Source organism: Agrobacterium sp. B1(2019) (assembly GCF_008274755.1).
Taxonomy (GTDB): Bacteria; Pseudomonadota; Alphaproteobacteria; order Rhizobiales; family Rhizobiaceae; genus Agrobacterium; species Agrobacterium salinitolerans.
This window is the reverse complement of sequence record NZ_VTPB01000001.1, coordinates 2,686,699-2,703,986: the sequence shown is the minus strand read 5'-3', so window position 1 is coordinate 2,703,986 and position 17,288 is coordinate 2,686,699. Positions and strand designations below refer to the sequence as shown.

The window sequence follows — 17,288 nt, the reverse complement described above, 5'->3', positions numbered from 1 at the left end:
ATAGAACGGCGGCTTGGATGTCTGGTTAATGGTTATGGTTAACCATTCCTCCTTCATGCGCGCGGATGGGCGTTGTCATAGATTTCCAGCAGCCTTGCGGTGTCGACGCCGGTATAGACTTGTGTGGTGGACAGGCTCGCATGGCCCAGCAGTTCCTGAATGGTGCGAAGGTCGCCGCCGCCGGCGAGAAGGTGCGTGGCGAAGGAGTGGCGCAGCGCATGCGGCGTGGCGTTTTCCGGCAGGCCGAAAGCACCCCGCAGCTTCTGCATTTCCCGCTGGATGATGGCGGGCTGCAGCTTGCCGCCTCGCGCGCCGAGGAACAGGGGTTCATCCGACGAGAGGGCATAGGGGCAAAGCTTCCTGTAGGTATCGACTGCTTCCGTCACCACCGCCAGCAGGGGCACAATCCGCGTCTTGTTGCCCTTGCCGGTAATGCGCAGGCTGCGGGCGCCGGGCGGGAAATCGGCCGGGGTAAGACCGAGCGCCTCGGAAATGCGAAGGCCGCAGCCATAAAGCAGTGAAAGGACCGCTGCGTTGCGGGCGGCGATCCATGGTTCGTCGTTCAGTTGCGCTTCACTCGTGGTGATTTTCAGCGCCTGCCGGTCGGTCAGCGGTTTCGGTAGCGATTTCGGCTGTTTTGGCGCGCGCATGGCAGTGGCGCCGGCGGCATTGACGAGCCCCTTCTTCTGCAGGTGGTGCAACAGGGAGCGCAGACCCGCCAGATGCCGCCCGAGTGACCGAGCACCGGCGCCTTCCTTGCGTCGGTTGGCCAGAAAGGCGCGAAGATCGACGGGGCGCAAATCCGCTATATCGATTATGGAGGCTGGTTTGCCGATATAGCCGGTCAGGAAGGTCAGGAACTGACGGGTATCGCGCTCATAGGCCTCGACGGTGTTGTCGGAAAGGCGGCGTTCACCGGCAAGTGCCGTCAGCCAGGCCTCGCGCTCGGCGAGCAGATCGGGTTGGGCAAATGTCAGGATTTCGGTCACGCGGCGCTCCATTCCATGGATTTATGCTATGCGCTTATGGTCAGCATTTGGTTAAGAGGTAGACTTTGCAAGGCGCGCCCACTACATCCGGGCGGTTTCCTTTTTCCTGTCTCCGGGGCATGGTCGCCACATCATGGCAAAAGATTCGTCCGATCTGTTTGGGGCTCTGTTCGACCCGCCGTCGCCCACGCGCACGGTGCCCGTTCTCGTGCCCATGCCGGCGCCCGGGCCCTACAGCTACTCTGTGCCCGAGGATATGGTGGTGGAGACCGGTTCCGTCGTGCAGGTTCCGCTCGGCCCCCGACAGGTCTTCGGCGTGGTGTGGGACGATGCGGGCGAGAAGGGCGTCGATCCGAAGAAGCTGCGGCCCATCACCAAGAGTTTTGAGTGCCCGCCGCTGAAGGCGGAGATGCGCCGCTTCGTCGACTGGGTCGCCGCCTATACGCTGTCTCCGCCCGGCCTCGTGGCCCGCATGGCGCTCAGAGCGCCTGCCGCATTCGATCCCGAGCCCATGATCGAGGGGCTGCGACTGACGGAGGGTCGGCCGGAGCGCCTTACCCCCGCCCGCGAACGGGTGATGGAACTGGCGGCGGAAGGGCATGGCTGGACGAAGAGCGGGCTTGCCCATGCCGCCAGCGTTTCGACAAGCGTCATCGACGGTCTCGTCAAGCAGGGCGTGTTCGAGACGGTGTTTCTGCCCGCGCCGCCTGTGGTGGCTGAACCCGATCCTGATTATGTCGAGCCGCGTCTGGAAGGCCCACAGAAACAGGCCGCCTCGGAGATACTCGAGGATGTGCGCAAGGGCGGATTTCATGTTTCGCTGATCGACGGTGTCACAGGTTCTGGCAAGACCGAGGTTTATTTCGAGGCGGTGGCCGAGACGCTCCGTCAGGGCAGGCAGGTTCTCATCCTGCTGCCCGAAATCGCGTTGACGGCGGCGTTCCTGGAGCGTTTTCAGGATCGTTTCGGCGCGAAACCGGCGGAATGGCATTCGGACCTGTCACCGCGCATGCGCGAAAAGGTCTGGCGGCAGGCTGTCACTGGTGAAGTTAAGGTGGTGGCTGGAGCACGTTCGGCGCTTTTCCTGCCGTTCGACAATCTCGGTCTCATCATTGTCGATGAAGAGCATGACCCGGCTTACAAGCAGGAAGATCGTGTCTTTTATAATGCCCGCGATATGGCGGTAGTGAGAGCGCGGATCGCGGAATTCCCGGTGGTGTTGGTGTCTGCCACACCGTCGGTCGAAAGCCAGGTTAATGGTAGTTCCGGGCGTTATAACACCATTCACCTGCATACACGTTTCGGCGATGCAGCGATGCCGGATCTGCATCTTGTCGATATGCGCCGCCATCCACCGGAACGGGGAGGGTTTCTCTCACCCGTCCTGCTGCGCGGCATCGGCAAGACCATCGAAAAGGGCGAGCAGGCGCTGCTCTTCCTCAATCGCCGCGGTTATGCGCCGCTCACGCTCTGCCGCGTCTGCGGTCACCGTTTCCAGTGCCCGCAATGTTCCAGCTGGCTGGTGGAGCACCGGTTTCGCAATCAATTGCAGTGCCATCAGTGCGGCCATAATGAGCCAACGCCCGATCATTGCCCGGAATGCGGCACCTTCGATCATCTGGTGGCCTGCGGCCCCGGCGTGGAGCGCATTGCCGAGGAGGTGGAGAAACATTTCCCCGAGGCCCGCACCATCGTGCTCTCCTCCGATCTCATGGGCGTCAAGCGACTGCGGCTGGAACTGGAGGCGATCGTCAAGGGTGAGGCCGACATAGTCATCGGCACACAGCTCGTCGCCAAGGGACATAATTTTCCGCTGATGACGCTTGTGGGCATTGTCGACGCCGATCTCGGCCTTGCCAATGGCGATCCGCGTGCGGCGGAGCGAACCTTCCAACTGCTTTCACAGGTGACGGGACGCGCCGGGCGAACCGGGTTGAAGAGCCATGGCTTGCTGCAAACCTATCAGCCGCAGCATCCGGTCATGCAGGCCATCGTTTCGGGTGACGCTTCGGCTTTCTATGAAAGAGAGATCGTGGAGCGGGAAAAGGCTGTTCTGCCCCCCTTCGGACGCCTTGCCTCCATCATTGTTTCCGCCGATACGCGTGCAGAGGCCGAAACCCATGCACGGGGTTTAAGGGCCGCCGCGCCGCAGGTCACAGGCATCATGCTGCTCGGCCCGGCGGAGGCGCCGCTGGCGCTCATCCGCGGACGCCACCGTTTCCGCCTCCTGGTGCACGGGCGTCGCAATTCCGACATGCAGTCTTTTCTGCGCACGCTTCTGGCCAATGGCCCGAAAGAGCGCGGCAGCGTGCATGTGCAGCTCGATATCGACCCGCAAAGTTTCCTTTGAAACTCGCCGACGGGGCGTTTTCCCGTTGTCATGACCGTGTCATAACGCAGCAGGCAATCAAAGGTGATTTGGGGAACGAGATGGAGTTTTATTTTCCCGCCGAGTTCGGCGAGCAGCTGGCTTTCGGAGCGGCAGTAGTTTCGGCCATGATGGGCCTTTTTTTTATGTTTGCACCGGGTATTACGCTGCGTGCCTTCGCGCTGCAGCCAGCGGGTGAGCGCCGCGATGGTTATACGCTCGTGCGCTCGTCGCTTGCCGGGTTCTATCTCGGTCTCGGCGCCGCCGCCCTGCTTCTTGCGCAGCCCATGGTCTATCTCGCCTTTGGTGCGGCCTTCGGCCTCAGTGTCTTTGGCGGTGTTCTCTCCATACTCTCAGATGGTGGCGCAACCATGCGGAATTTCTTACTTCTGGTTGTACACTTTCTGCTCGCTGCACTGTCGTTGAGCTACGTGTTCGGGCTGGTCTGAGGCGGGTTTTTTGCCTTTTGTGACGCACAGATGCCGCATCCTGGGCGAAATCGGAAAATTTAAACGCATTCCCCCTTGCCCAAACGGCGCTTTCCGCTATTACGCGTGTTGCGAGTCCCGGCGTCCTATGCTAGACGGACCGCGAAATTGGGAAAAGGCAGGGGGGAATTCCGGTCTTTTTCGGGGAAATTGAAACGATTTCAAGAATTTGATGCGGTGGAGCCCCATCGCTGAGGGTCTTGGACGATTAGCAGGGAAAAAGTGCCCGTGGCAGACACCTCCCATGGAACATCCGGTGTAGCGGAAAGGTATGCGTCGTCGCTTTTCGAGCTTGCTTTGGAAGCGGGTACGGTCGAAGCGGTTCAGGCCGAACTGGACAAGTTTGGCGCACTTCTCGACGAAAGCGATGATTTGAAGCGTCTGGTTGCGAGCCCGGTGTTCTCTGCCGAGGATCAGTTCAAGGCAATCACCGCTATCTGCGAAAAGGCCGGTATCTCCGGTCTCGCTCTGAATTTCCTCAAGGTCGTTGCGAATAATCGCCGTCTCTTTGCTGTTCCCGGCATGATCCGCGCCTACCGCACCATTGCCGCCGCCCATCGCGGCGAACTCACCGCCGAGGTCACCTCGGCACATGCGCTCGACGAGGCGCAGGAAACTGAACTGAAAGCGGCGCTGAAGAGCGTTACCGGCAAGGATGTGACGATTTCCGTTACCGTCGACCCGTCGATCCTCGGTGGTCTGATCGTCAAGGTCGGCTCCCGCCAGATCGATACGTCTCTTCGCACCAAACTTTCCACCCTTAAGCTTGCACTGAAAGAGGTTGGCTGATGGATATCCGCGCCGCGGAAATTTCCGCAATTCTGAAAGATCAAATCAAAAATTTCGGCAATGAGGCGGAAGTCTCGGAAGTCGGCCAGGTGCTTTCCGTCGGTGACGGTATTGCCCGCGTTTACGGTCTTGACAATGTTCAGGCCGGTGAAATGGTCGAGTTTCCGGGTGGCATCCGCGGCATGGCGCTCAACCTCGAAGCTGATAATGTCGGCGTGGTTATCTTCGGTTCCGACCGTGACATCAAGGAAGGCGACACCGTAAAGCGGACTGGCGCTATCGTTGACGTTCCCGTTGGTCCGGAACTGCTCGGCCGCGTCGTTGACGCGCTCGGCAATCCGATCGACGGCAAGGGCCCGATCAATGCCGCCAAGCGTTCGCGCGTTGACGTCAAGGCTCCCGGCATCATTCCGCGCAAGTCGGTTCATGAGCCGATGTCGACCGGCCTCAAGGCCATCGACGCGCTCATCCCGGTTGGTCGCGGCCAGCGCGAGCTCGTCATCGGCGACCGCCAGACCGGCAAGACCGCCATTATTCTCGACACGATCCTGAACCAGAAGGCCATTCACGACAATGGTCCTGACGGCGACAAGCTTTATTGCGTCTACGTCGCTATCGGTCAGAAGCGTTCGACCGTTGCCCAGTTCGTCAAGGTTCTGGAAGAGCGCGGCGCGCTGCAGTACTCGATCATCGTTGCTGCGACCGCTTCCGATCCGGCTCCGATGCAGTATCTGGCACCGTTTGCCGGTTGCGCCATGGGCGAATATTTCCGTGACAACGGTAAGCATGCTCTCATCGGTTACGATGACCTTTCCAAGCAGGCTGTTGCTTACCGTCAGATGTCGCTACTGCTGCGCCGTCCTCCGGGCCGCGAAGCTTATCCGGGCGACGTTTTCTACCTTCACTCCCGTCTTCTCGAGCGCGCTGCGAAGCTCTCCGACGAAATGGGCGCTGGCTCGCTGACGGCTCTGCCGGTCATCGAAACCCAGGGTAACGACGTTTCGGCGTTCATTCCGACCAACGTGATCTCGATCACCGACGGCCAGATCTTCCTTGAAACCGACCTGTTCTACCAGGGTATCCGCCCGGCTGTTAACGTCGGTCTGTCGGTTTCGCGCGTTGGCTCTGCCGCCCAGATCAAGGCGATGAAGCAGGTTGCCGGTTCGATCAAGGGTGAACTCGCCCAGTATCGCGAAATGGCAGCCTTCGCCCAGTTCGGTTCGGACCTCGATGCTTCGACGCAGCGCCTGCTGAACCGCGGTGCACGCCTGACCGAACTTCTGAAGCAGCCGCAGTTCTCGCCGCTCAAGACGGAAGAACAGGTTGCGGTGATCTTCGCTGGCGTCAACGGTTACCTCGACAAGGTTGCAGTCGCACAGGTCGGCAAGTTCGAGCAGGGTCTGCTCTCCTACCTCCGGTCGGAAGGCAAGGCGATCCTCGACACCATCCGCACGGAAAAGGCTATCAGCGACGATACCAAGGGCAAGCTCAAGGGCGCTCTTGATAACTTCGCCAAGTCTTTCTCTTAAATCAGGGCTCTTTTACTCGGACGGATAACGGATGCCTTCACTAAAGGATCTGAAAAACCGCATTGCCTCCGTAAAGGCGACGCAGAAGATTACCAAGGCGATGAAAATGGTCGCCGCGGCGAAGCTTCGGCGCGCCCAGGAAGCTGCGGAGGCCGCCCGGCCTTATTCTCAGCGCATGAGCGCCGTTCTTGCCAACATCGCGAATGCGGTCGAGGCGGACGTTGCTCCGGCGTTGATGACCGGCACCGGCAAGGACGACGTGCATCTGCTCGTCGTCTGCACGGCTGAGCGTGGTCTTTGCGGCGGTTTCAACTCGCAAATCGCCCGTTTTGCCCGCGATCACGCCCGCAAGCTGCTTTCGGAAGGCAAGACGGTCAAGATCATCACGGTTGGCAAAAAGGGTTACGACGCCCTGCGTCGCGAATTTTCAGCCAACATCATCGAGCGCATCGAACTGCGCGACGTGAAGAAGGTCGGTTTTGAAAATGCCGACCAGATCGCCAAGAAGGTGATTTCGCTCTTCAACGGCGGTGAGTTCGACGTCTGCACGCTGATCTATTCGGAATTCAAGTCCGTCATCAGCCAGATCCCGACCGGCCTGCAGCTCATTCCGGCCGCAACGCCTGTTGTGGAAGAGGATGCCGCGACGCAGAGCGCCGTCTATGAATATGAGCCGGATGCGGCTTCTATTCTGGAAGACCTTATTCCGCGCAACATTTCGGTTCAGGTTTTCCGGGCTCTGCTCGAAAACGTTGCCGGTGAAATGGGCGCCAAGATGAGCGCGATGGATAACGCAACGCGCAATGCCGGTGAGATGATCAACAAGCTGACGCTTTCCTACAACCGTCAGCGTCAGGCTCAGATCACCAAGGAACTCATTGAAATCATTTCGGGCGCGGAAGCGCTCTGAGGTAAGGAAAGAGGGTAAGGATAATGGCTAAGGCAGCTACCCCCAAGAAAACCGCAGCGGTGAACGGCGCGGGCAAGGTTACCCAGGTTATCGGCGCTGTTGTCGACGTGGCGTTCGAAGGCGAACTGCCTCCGATCCTGAACGCGCTCGAAACCGAGAACAATGGCAACCGCCTCGTTCTGGAAGTCGCGCAGCATCTCGGTGAAAACGTCGTTCGCACGATCGCCATGGACTCGACCGAAGGTCTCGTCCGCGGTCAGGCCGTCGCCAACACCGGCGCACCGATCGAAGTTCCGGTCGGTCCGGAAACGCTCGGCCGCATCATGAACGTCATCGGCGAGCCGGTAGACGAAGCTGGTCCGATCACCACGGCCAAGAAGCGCGCCATCCACCAGGATGCACCTTCCTACGTCGAGCAGTCGACCGAAGCGCAGATCCTCGTCACCGGCATTAAGGTCGTCGACCTTCTGGCTCCTTACGCCAAGGGCGGTAAGATCGGTCTGTTCGGCGGCGCCGGCGTTGGCAAGACGGTTCTCATCATGGAACTGATCAACAACGTCGCCAAGGCGCACGGCGGTTACTCCGTATTCGCCGGCGTGGGTGAACGTACCCGCGAAGGTAACGACCTCTACCACGAAATGATCGAATCGAACGTCAACAAGCTCGGCGGCGGCGAAGGCTCCAAGGCAGCTCTCGTTTACGGCCAGATGAACGAACCGCCGGGCGCCCGCGCTCGCGTTGCTCTGACCGGTCTGACGATCGCTGAAAACTTCCGTGACGAAGGCCAGGACGTTCTGTTCTTCGTGGACAACATCTTCCGCTTCACGCAGGCTGGTTCGGAAGTGTCGGCTCTGCTCGGCCGTATTCCTTCGGCCGTGGGTTACCAGCCGACGCTCGCAACCGACATGGGCCAGATGCAGGAACGCATCACCACCACGAACAAGGGTTCGATCACCTCGGTTCAGGCGATTTACGTTCCCGCCGACGACTTGACCGACCCGGCTCCGGCCACCTCGTTCGCCCACCTGGACGCAACGACGGTTCTGTCTCGTTCGATCGCTGAAAAGGGCATCTACCCGGCTGTTGACCCGCTCGACTCCACCTCGCGCATGCTGGACCCGATGATCGTCGGCGAAGAGCACTATGAAGTGGCCCGTAAGGTTCAGTCGACCCTGCAGCGCTACAAGTCGCTTCAGGACATCATCGCCATCCTCGGCATGGATGAACTGTCGGAAGAAGACAAGCTGACGGTTGCCCGCGCCCGCAAGATCGAGCGCTTCCTGTCGCAGCCGTTCTTCGTTGCTGAAGTCTTCACCGGTTCTCCGGGCAAGCTGGTTGCTCTCGAAGACACGATCAAGGGCTTCAAGGGCCTCGTCAACGGCGAATACGACAATCTGCCGGAAGCTGCCTTCTACATGGTCGGTTCGATGGAAGAAGCCATCGAAAAGGCAAAGAAGCTGGCTGGCGAAGCTGCATAATAATGAATTGGCGGGCGCGTGGTTTAACCGCGCGCCTTCCAGCCAATGACGGCGAAACCGGAACGGCTTTGCCTTTGTTGTAACAGACAAGTCTGCGACGCCCGCGTAATTGAAAAGAAGTGAATAGCCATGGCTGACAGTTTCAAATTCGATCTCGTTTCCCCGGAGCGTCTGCTCGTTTCCGAAACGGTTACGGAAGTCGTCATCCCGGCTACGCTGGGTGAAATGACGGTTCTGGCCAATCATGCGCCGACGATGACCACAATCAAGCCGGGTCTTGTGACGGTGAAGTTCGCCTCTGGCGAAACGCATAAATACGTCGTCTTCGGTGGTTTTGCCGATATTCTGCCGACCGGCTGCACGCTTCTCGCCGAATCGGCCGTCTCGGCCGATGATATGTCTCCCGACACGCTGCAGAAGCGTATCGATGCGGCTAAGGCCGAAATCGAAGAGGGCAATCATCACCACGAGCATTTGACCAAGCTTGAAAAGCATCTTTACGAACTGACGAACCTGCATGAGGTTCTCGTCGCTGCTTGAAAGCACCGGGCGGGTTCGAAAGAATGACTGCCCACAAAAAAACTAAAGCAGAAAGCGGCCGTTTCGGTCGCTTTTTTGTTTTGCGCTGTTGCCTCCCCATATCAGGCGAAGCATGGCTGGCCTCGCATAGAAAACGTCAGTTGGCCTGCTCAGAGCTTCGGCATGGCCTTGGCGGGATCGCATCAGTGATGGACGCGCCGAAAATGGATTAGGCAGGGTAGCGCCTTCAACGGGTGCATCCGGGAAATCGATTCCGATTTTCCGGGCTTTCGGTTAGATGTGATACCGGGAAGAAATGCTGCTTTGGTATCTTGAGCGAGACGAGGCGGATTTTCGTCATGGAGGAGTGATCGCGTGTCGGCAAAGGCAAGTTACCGAAGGGTCGCAAGAACCGCTTTGCGCGAAGGTGCCATAGTGGCGGGCGAGAGGGCGGTGCCCGAGGAGGTGCCGGTTGCCTTTTCCTATGGCGGCAGCACCCATGCCGTGATGATGGCCAGCCCAGCCGACCTCGTCGATTTCGCAGTCGGTTTCAGTCTTACGGAAGGCATCATATCCACAAGGGCGGAAATCCGTTCCATCGAGGTGATCGAGGCCGGGCAGGGCTTCGATGTTCAGGTGGATTTGCAAGATGCCAATGCGGATGCGCTGAGGGCAAGACGGCGGCATATGGCAGGCCCTGTCGGCTGCGGTCTTTGTGGTATCGAATCCATAGAACAAGCGGTCCGCGTGGTACCGGAGTTGAGCGGCGTGGGAGTCTCCGTTGCGGGTGATGACATCGTTGCTGCGGTGAGGGCGCTGAACGAAGCGCAAAGCCTCAATCGCGAAACGCGCGCAGTTCACGGCGCGGGTTTCTACAATCCTCAAAAAGGGCTGCTTGCTGTCCGCGAAGATGTCGGCCGCCACAATGCGCTCGACAAGCTCGCAGGTGCGGTCGTTAATGCGGAGCTATCGTCCGATAGGGGTATTGTGGTGGTCACCAGCCGACTGTCGGTGGAAATGGTCCAGAAGACGGCTATCCTTGGCAGCCCGATTCTGGCGGCGATCTCCGCGCCTACTGCGCTTGCCATCGAAACGGCGCAGAGTTCGGGTATCACACTTGTGGCGCTGGTGCGGGGTGAAGATTTTGAAATCTTCACCCGGGCGGATCGTATCGTTCTATAAACATTGAGGCCGCCGTTTCCCGGCGGCCCTTGGCTTCAGAGCGGGCCTAGAATTCCGCCCATTCGGCGGCTGCGTTTCCGTGAGATCTTGGAGCGGCGGCATATCGTGGTTGCGGTGCCGGGAGCCGGGTGACGATGGCTGGGTTTTTGTCGGCCGGGCGGGCGGTTGACGCCGATGCCTCATGCGATATTTTGAACTGCCGCAGCAATTCGTGTAGATTTTCCGCCTCCGTGGCGAGGCCGTGGCTGGCGGCGGTGGTTTCCTCCACCATGGCGGCGTTTTTCTGAGTGGCCTGATCCATGATGTTGACGGCCTGATTGATTTCCCTGAGACCACTCGACTGTTCGCGGGAAGCTTCAACGATGGCCGAGACATTGGTGTCGATCTCGCTCATTTGGGACTGGATATCCCTGAGCGCGCCGCCGGTTCTGCCCACCAGATCAACGCCATTGGCGACCTGTTCGCGTGACGTGTTGATAAGAGACTTGATTTCCTTGGCCGCAACGGCGGATCGCTGTGCGAGTTCGCGGACCTCCTGCGCCACGACGGCGAAGCCTTTGCCCGCTTCGCCTGCCCGGGCGGCTTCGACGCCTGCATTCAGAGCCAGAAGGTTGGTCTGGAAAGCGATGTCGTCGATGACGCCGATGATGTTGGTGATTTCGCCCGAGGAACGCGAAATCGCGTCCATGGCAGAAATTGCCTGCTGGACGATTTCGCCGGAATGTTCGGCATGTTCTCTGGTCCGCAACACCAGCTTTCCGGCCTCGCCGGCGCGCTGGCTGGCATCGGTAACGGTGGTGGTGATTTCTTCCAGCGCGGCCGCTGTCTCTTCGAGTGAAGCGGCCTGCTGTTCCGTGCGCTGCGAAAGCTGATCGGCGGCGATGCGGATTTCCCCGGAGCCCGAGGCGATTGTCGAAGCATTATGGGCGATGGTCTGCATGGTGGCCTGCAGCTTGGCGACAACTTCGTTGAAATCCGCGCGCAGCTTTTCCATGCTGGGTACGAAGCTGCTGTCGAGGCGCTGTACAAGGTCACCCTCGGCCAGCGCCCGCAGGGCATCGGCAAGCACACTAATGGCGCTCATGCGCGGCGTGACATCGGTGGCGAATTTCACCACTTTCACCACCTTGCCGGCTTCGTCCATCACCGGATTATAGGCAGCCTGTATCCATATTTCCTTGCCGTTCTTTCCATAGCGGACAAATTCATCCGAGATGAACTCCCCTGCCGCCAGCCGCTGCCAGAAATTAATGTAGGCGGGTGAGGCGGCATAGTCCGGATCGCAGAACATGCGGTGGTGCCTGCCCTCGATTTCCTTGAGGTCGTAATTCACCGTTGCGCAGAAATTCGGGTTTGCGGTGATGATGGTGCCATCCGGAAAAAACTCGATTGTGGCCTGCGAACGGGAGAGCGCCTCCAGTTTGCCCGCGTCGTCCACGGCCCTGATCTTCTTGGCGGTGATGTCGGTGGCGATCTTCACGACCTTATAGGGTTTGCCCGACCGGAAAACCGGGTTGTAGGAGGCCTCGATCCAGATAACCGATCCGTCCTTGCGGACACGGCGATATTCCTTTGCCTGGAACTCGCCACGGGCGAGAGAGTCCCAGAATTCCTGATAAGCCCGCGACCCGGCAAGCTCGCTGTCGCAGAAGATGCGATGATGCTTTCCGACGATCTCGGTGAGATCATAACCCAGCGCCGCGCAGAAGTTTTTATTCGCGGTGAGGATGTTACCCTTGAGATCAAATTCTATGACCGCCTGCGATCTCGATATCGCGTCGAGCATATTTCTGTTATCTGCGCTTTTCCCTAACCCCAGCATTATACGTCCCCCAAAATCGGTCCACGACGCGACGCACAGGACATGCGGTCTACATCGAATCATGTTGAACAACGAACAGATTTTGCCGCCGAAGGCAGCAAGGCAGGCACTTCCATCTTTCCGCCTCGGTCAGGTATCGGGTTCGCCTTATATGCGTAATGGCGCGATACTGATCTAGGGTCTTTAATATTAGACATCCATAATATTAAAATGTTCTTATTTGATGAAACGATGTAAAGAGGAAAAACAAAACCGCCGGGCGGGTGCTCCGGCGGCTCGGATTTATAGATAGTCTTCGTGTGGCGAGGCCAGGCGAAAAAGCCTGATTAGGCCGCGAGATCTTCCGCTTCTGTTCCCTTGAACATTTTTGCAAGATTGAGGAAGCAGATCATGCCGTGTTCGTTGGCGATGATGCCTTCCGAATAGGACTTGTCGAAAGAGGCCGAGATCTCCGGAACCGGTTGAACCTGATTTGCCGGGATCGTCAAAATGTCGGAAACGCGGTCGACGAGCATGCCGATGACCATGTTGTGCACTTCCGCCACCACAATGGCGCTTCTTTCATTGGCGACAGTGCTCTTCATACCGAGCTTGTGAGCCAGATCGATGATCGGAATGACAGAGCCGCGCAGGTTCATGACGCCGATGACGTCTTTCGGCGCGTGGGGAATGGGCGTGGAAGGGGCCCAGCCGCGAATTTCGCGGATGGTCGTCGTCTTCACGCAGAATTCCTGATCATGCAGGCGGAATGCGATGATTTCGAGCGTCTCACCGCCAAAATTGGTAGAGTTAATCATTGCCATCAGAATTCTTCCCAATGCTCGCTGTGGAGGCCGGCGCAAGTGCACCGACACTTGCATATGCGGATTCGGCGTTCTGCCTGGTGCCTGAACAGCCGGAAACAATATTTCCGTCTTCAATGGATGATTCGTAGCATGAGATGGTTTCGCAAACCTAAATGCGAAGCGACCCTGGAATATTTTACGCATTGTCCGGGCGTCAAATCGTTACGCCCTCTTAGTGGAAATGCTAATATTCCTTCTCGTAAAATATGCCGGCTGCGCCTTCGCCATTGCCGCCCGCTTCTCCGCGCAGCTTCACGCCCCGCCCGACATCGAGGTTGATGATGGCTTTTGCGCCGGATTCGCCGCTTTGCTGCAGCTCGAGATAAGTTCTTTCGTTGAGATATTTACCGGCGGAAACGCGGGCCTGCCCTTCGGAATCGGTCGAAATATCGAGATCGTCGACGCCGAGATTGCTTCTGAGCTTGTCAAACAGCGAAGTGGAACGTCCGCCGGCCAACTGTGCGGCTGCATCGGCCAGCCTTGCGATCTGCAAAGCCGAGAGTTTCGACATGGACTGGCCGAAGATCAGCTGCGCCATAACTTCATCCTGCGGCAGGGCGGGCGCGGAGGAGAAAGCAAAGGTCGGATCATTGGCGTTGCCGGACACCGACACGGTGACCGTGGTCGCCCCCACCGTCGAGTCGGCCTTCATATCGAGAACCGGAACGAGGCCCCCGCCGAAGGTGATATTACCGGTTGTGAAATCGAGGCGGCGGGTGAGGATTTCCAACCGGCCGCGACGCATTTCAAAGCCGCCCGAGATGACAGGAACGGCTGCCGTACCACGGATGGTCAGACTGCCGGTCAGTTCCGCATCAATGCCGCGTCCACGCACGAAGATACCGCTCGGTGCGTTCACCTGCAAATCGAGATTGATGGTGGACGAACTGCCGCTGCCGCCCTGATCGGCTCCGAGCGCCTCGGCCTGCGCGCGTACCTTCGGGGGGGCGTTCTTGTGCTTGACATCGATTTCCGTCAGCGAGGCCGGAAGTTTTTCCGGAATGGTGATGGCGCTTCTGTCCAGCGTCAGGTTACCGCCCAGTACGGGGGAATTCAGCAGCGGGCCTTTCAGCGTCAGCGTGCCGCTTACCACCGTTGTCACCAGCGTGCCGTCATTATAACCGGCACGATTAAGGGTAATCGATATATCGCCGGGGAAACCTGAGCCACCGGCTATGCCGACGCTGCCGGTTCCCGAGATCGTGCCGCCGCCCGCCAGCTTGCCCGTCAGTCGCGAAATAACGGCGCGGTCGCGGTCGAAGGTGATGGTGGCGCCCAGATCGTTGATGGTCAGGTTCCGCCGCACGTCTGTCAGGCGCGTGCCATCGGTGGTAATGCTGCCGGTAACGACGGGTGCGGAAGCGCTACCGGAGATCTTCACGTCGATGGCGGCCGTGCCGTTGACGTCAAGACCCTGCGCTGCCGTCTGTGCCGCGACGGCGGAGAAGGGCAGCCTGCCGGAAAACGCCATGGAAAGCGGACGATTGCCGGCGATGCCGAGCGAGCCGCCGCCGGAAAGCGACATGCCGCCCTGGCCGGATACATTGGTGTCGATCTGCAAGGTGCCGCCGGCAAAACGGCCGTTCGCCTTGATGCCGAGCGCAGCAAGCCCCGCCGCGCGTGTCTGCGCGACCTCGGCATTGGTCCAGTTCAGATTGTAATCGACCGCGGGGTTTGATGCTGCTCCCTTGGCCGTCACCGTGCCGGAGATGCTGCCTGCCGCATCCAGCCCGGCGGCGAAGGCATTTGCGAGACTGGCGGGCAGCGAACGGATGTCGGCATTGATGTCGAGCGTCGACCCGGCGGTGCCGTTGACCTCGACGCGCCCTTCACCCGTGATGACGGTCAGATCGGAGATGCGGGCCGTGCCGTTCTGGATGGCGATGGTGCTCGGTTTTTCAAGTCGAACCGCAATGCCCTTGGGGGCGGCCGAAAAGGCGTCGACGCGCACCGTCATCGGCGATCCGCCGGTCTCAGCGCTGCCCTTCACCACCAGCGGCGCGTTGTCGTAACGGCCGTTGACGTCGAACTGTGTCGTGGTGCCGGAATGACCGATGGTGGCATTCAGGCCTGATATAGCGGCGGCGCCGGCATTGACGCTATCGGCGCTGACCTTGCCATTGATGGCGAGAGCCTGAAGGTCATCGACGGAGATATCGGCGGCGAGCTTGGAGATCGTTGTCGTGCCCTGGCGGATGCTGCCGCCATTGGCCTTGATCGTTGCGGCAATCCGGCCATTGGCATTGCTCAGGGTGATGTCGCCGGCAATATCGCCGTCCGCCTGCTGCGCGGCGAGGGCGGCGAGAAGGGCAAGGTCGGGGAAACTGAAGGAGAGATTGCCCGATGGCAGGAATTGCTGCGAGAATTGCAGCTGTCCGTTCAGGATATTCCGTCCCACTGCCACGTGCAGCTCGGGGATAGCCGTGCCGTTTTCGGTCTGCACCACATCGGCATTGGCGTCGATTTTCTGCCGGTCGAGACTGCCGCTGGCGGTGAGCTTTGCCTGAGGCGCGGCGGGATCGGCCTTGCCCGTTGCATTGACCTTCAGCGATTCGAGTGTTCGTCCGGCAAGGATTGCGCTTTCGGAACTCAGGGTGACGTTAAAATCCGGTGCTGTCAGCGCGCCGCTGGCCTCGATTGCAAAATCGGCGACGCCCTTCGCCTGTGGCGTCAGTTTTTCAAGAGCGGGAAATTTACCCGTCAGGCTGGCGCTCAATGCATTGTTGTCGAGGCCGACATTGCCGGTTGCTTCGATCGTTCCCGACTTGACGACGAGGTTTTCAAGGCTGGTGCGTCCGCCGATGGTCACGTCGACATCACCCTGGAGGGCGATGGTGGTGTCGAACTTTTCCGCGAGAACCGGTGGAAGGGTGGCGGGCAGCGCGAAGAGTTGCACGCTGGAGGTCAGGCGATTGCCGGCGAGATCGAAACTGCCGCTCAGCGTTCCGCCGACACTGGCGCTTTCCAGCGTCGCGCCATCAAAGCCGATGGCGGAAGAGGTGAGGCCGAGCGGCGCCTTGACGGTAAGGGGCGCCCGCACCAGCCGGTCGATATCGGGGCTGACGAAGGAGGATTGCGCCACGGACAGGACCGTCGCGATCGTGCCGCTGCGATTGGCGATGTTGAGATCGGTGCTCTCGGCCGTCAGCTTGACGTCATCGAGTCTGCCTTGCGGCAGGGAAAGGCTGCGCAACGATACCGCCGTGTTGAGATGCGCGGCGTCTGCACCGCCCTTGAGGGAAAGATCAAGGCCGTTGATGAGGGCCTGAACCTCGCCATTCTCCAGCGGCCAGCGAAAATCCACGGGGCCGGCGGTGCCGATGAGATTGGCGGCGAGATCGTTCTGACCGCTCGGATCGATCGTGCCTGACGCCGTCAACAGCAGGGTGCCGGTCTCCAGCGTGCTGCTGCCGATTTCGATGCGGCCCTGCGGGGAGAGCGTGGCGTTTGCGTCGAGCTTTGTCTCGCCGGCAAAAAGCTGGCGTAAAGCGGGGGGCAAAAGCAGGTCCGGCTGACCACCGCCTGCAATTTCGATACGGCGGGTGCCATCATCAGCAAGAAGATGGCGGCCGGTGACGTTGACGACTTGGTTGCCGGCGACGTTGCCGCGCAGCGTGCCTGTCCAGTTGGAAAGCGGGCCTTCGCCGTTGAGGTCTATCGCCACCGCAGGTGTTCCGGGAAGCGAAAGCAGCGTGGCGAGAAGACCGCCTTCGGGCTCCTTCATCTCCGCTTTCAGCTTCAGGACGTTTTCGTTCGGAAGGAAGGCGATGTCGGCATTCACCTCCGCATCCGGCGCATTGAGCCGATGGGCGGTGAGCGATAGCCGCATATCATCCTGCGCAGCCGTCAGGTTGCCTTCCGCGTTCAGGTCGAAGGGGCGGCCGAGAAGCGACGTGCCAAGGCTGATATCGGGAAAGCTGAAATTGTCGACGGCGATTTCGATCGGCAACGAGGAGTTACCGGAGCTTTTGGTCGATGTCTGCTCCGCTGCAAGCGGTTTGCGCTCGACATCGATCGATCCGGCCGAGACGCGGTCGGCATGGAAGGTGCCGGCAAGCAGTGACAGCGGCGACCAGTCGACGGCGATCTGGTTCACGCGGGCATAGGGTCCCTGCCGGTCTGAAAGAGTGACATTGTCGAGCCGCAGGCGGCCGGTCAAAAGGCCGCTCGGGGGAGAAATATCGATTACCTGATCGGGCGTGGAAACGAGCGATGAAATCTGCTTTGCGGCAATTCTCGCGCCCATCGGGGTGAAACCGACGAACAGAACCGCAAGCAACACCACCACCACGCCGCATAAAGCAGCGTAGCCCAGCCATTTCAGCAATCGAATCAACGTTTTCATAAAGGATAATCTACACTCTGTTGC

12 protein-coding genes are annotated in these 17,288 nt (G+C 59.6%); 8 read left to right on the top strand and 4 right to left on the bottom strand.

What is annotated here, in order from left to right; all coding sequences use genetic code 11:
- Positions 1 to 53: 53 nt before the first annotated feature.
- Positions 54 to 1,001, bottom strand: a complete 948-nt coding sequence (locus tag AGR1_RS13485) for a tyrosine recombinase XerC (protein ID WP_080792496.1) — start codon at positions 999 to 1,001, stop codon at positions 54 to 56.
- A gap of 121 nt (positions 1,002 to 1,122) precedes the next feature.
- Here AGR1_RS13485 and AGR1_RS13480 point away from each other — a divergent pair, with 121 nt between their 5' ends.
- From AGR1_RS13480 to fdhD, 8 genes are all read left to right on the top strand, one after another.
- Positions 1,123 to 3,339: a primosomal protein N' gene (locus AGR1_RS13480; protein WP_149147116.1), complete on the top strand. Its 2,217-nt coding sequence runs from the start codon at positions 1,123 to 1,125 to the stop codon at positions 3,337 to 3,339.
- 80 nt (positions 3,340 to 3,419) lie between these two features.
- Positions 3,420 to 3,806: a phage infection protein gene (locus AGR1_RS13475; protein WP_149147357.1), complete on the top strand. Its 387-nt coding sequence runs from the start codon at positions 3,420 to 3,422 to the stop codon at positions 3,804 to 3,806.
- 261 nt (positions 3,807 to 4,067) lie between these two features.
- Positions 4,068 to 4,634 (top strand): F0F1 ATP synthase subunit delta, encoded by a 567-nt coding sequence (locus AGR1_RS13470; protein WP_187772138.1) that lies wholly within the window; start codon positions 4,068 to 4,070, stop codon positions 4,632 to 4,634.
- Positions 4,634 to 6,163, top strand: a complete 1,530-nt coding sequence (gene atpA / locus AGR1_RS13465) for a F0F1 ATP synthase subunit alpha (RefSeq protein ID WP_077985521.1) — start codon at positions 4,634 to 4,636, stop codon at positions 6,161 to 6,163. The genes AGR1_RS13470 and atpA overlap by 1 nt, the downstream gene beginning before the upstream one ends.
- Before the next feature lie 31 nt (positions 6,164 to 6,194).
- Positions 6,195 to 7,073: a F0F1 ATP synthase subunit gamma gene (locus tag AGR1_RS13460; RefSeq protein WP_080792501.1), complete on the top strand. Its 879-nt coding sequence runs from the start codon at positions 6,195 to 6,197 to the stop codon at positions 7,071 to 7,073.
- A 23-nt stretch (positions 7,074 to 7,096) separates the two neighbouring features.
- Positions 7,097 to 8,551 carry a F0F1 ATP synthase subunit beta gene (gene atpD, locus AGR1_RS13455; protein ID WP_080792503.1) on the top strand — a complete coding sequence of 485 codons (1,455 nt, stop codon included), beginning with the start codon at positions 7,097 to 7,099 and terminating at the stop codon, positions 8,549 to 8,551.
- Positions 8,552 to 8,680: 129 nt separating this feature from the next.
- Positions 8,681 to 9,091 carry a F0F1 ATP synthase subunit epsilon gene (locus AGR1_RS13450; protein ID WP_003492358.1) on the top strand — a complete coding sequence of 137 codons (411 nt, stop codon included), beginning with the start codon at positions 8,681 to 8,683 and terminating at the stop codon, positions 9,089 to 9,091.
- 354 nt (positions 9,092 to 9,445) lie between these two features.
- Positions 9,446 to 10,252 (top strand): formate dehydrogenase accessory sulfurtransferase FdhD, encoded by an 807-nt coding sequence (fdhD, locus tag AGR1_RS13445; RefSeq protein ID WP_149147114.1) that lies wholly within the window; start codon positions 9,446 to 9,448, stop codon positions 10,250 to 10,252.
- Positions 10,253 to 10,298: 46 nt separating this feature from the next.
- Here fdhD and AGR1_RS13440 read toward each other — a convergent pair whose 3' ends face one another.
- The 3 genes from AGR1_RS13440 to AGR1_RS13430 form a co-directional block, all read right to left on the bottom strand.
- Complete coding sequence (locus AGR1_RS13440) at positions 10,299 to 12,038, bottom strand: methyl-accepting chemotaxis protein (RefSeq protein WP_187772137.1); 1,740 nt, start codon at positions 12,036 to 12,038, stop codon at positions 10,299 to 10,301.
- A gap of 362 nt (positions 12,039 to 12,400) precedes the next feature.
- Positions 12,401 to 12,877 (bottom strand): chemotaxis protein CheW, encoded by a 477-nt coding sequence (locus AGR1_RS13435; protein WP_003504949.1) that lies wholly within the window; start codon positions 12,875 to 12,877, stop codon positions 12,401 to 12,403.
- Positions 12,878 to 13,103: 226 nt separating this feature from the next.
- Entirely contained in the window at positions 13,104 to 17,264 is a 4,161-nt protein-coding gene (locus tag AGR1_RS13430) for a translocation/assembly module TamB domain-containing protein (RefSeq protein WP_149147112.1), read from the bottom strand.
- Positions 17,265 to 17,288: the final 24 nt, after the last annotated feature.

Coding starts and splice junctions, on each gene's coding strand:
- AGR1_RS13460 (WP_080792501.1), top strand. CDS start 6,195: ATGCCTTCACTAAAGGATCTGAAAAACCGCATTGCCTCCGTAAAGGCG.
- AGR1_RS13435 (WP_003504949.1), bottom strand. CDS start 12,877: ATGGCAATGATTAACTCTACCAATTTTGGCGGTGAGACGCTCGAAATC.
- AGR1_RS13475 (WP_149147357.1), top strand. CDS start 3,420: ATGGAGTTTTATTTTCCCGCCGAGTTCGGCGAGCAGCTGGCTTTCGGA.
- AGR1_RS13450 (WP_003492358.1), top strand. CDS start 8,681: ATGGCTGACAGTTTCAAATTCGATCTCGTTTCCCCGGAGCGTCTGCTC.
- atpD (WP_080792503.1), top strand. CDS start 7,097: ATGGCTAAGGCAGCTACCCCCAAGAAAACCGCAGCGGTGAACGGCGCG.
- AGR1_RS13430 (WP_149147112.1), bottom strand. CDS start 17,264: ATGAAAACGTTGATTCGATTGCTGAAATGGCTGGGCTACGCTGCTTTA.
- AGR1_RS13485 (WP_080792496.1), bottom strand. CDS start 1,001: ATGGAGCGCCGCGTGACCGAAATCCTGACATTTGCCCAACCCGATCTG.
- AGR1_RS13440 (WP_187772137.1), bottom strand. CDS start 12,038: ATGCTCGACGCGATATCGAGATCGCAGGCGGTCATAGAATTTGATCTC.
- atpA (WP_077985521.1), top strand. CDS start 4,634: ATGGATATCCGCGCCGCGGAAATTTCCGCAATTCTGAAAGATCAAATC.
- AGR1_RS13480 (WP_149147116.1), top strand. CDS start 1,123: ATGGCAAAAGATTCGTCCGATCTGTTTGGGGCTCTGTTCGACCCGCCG.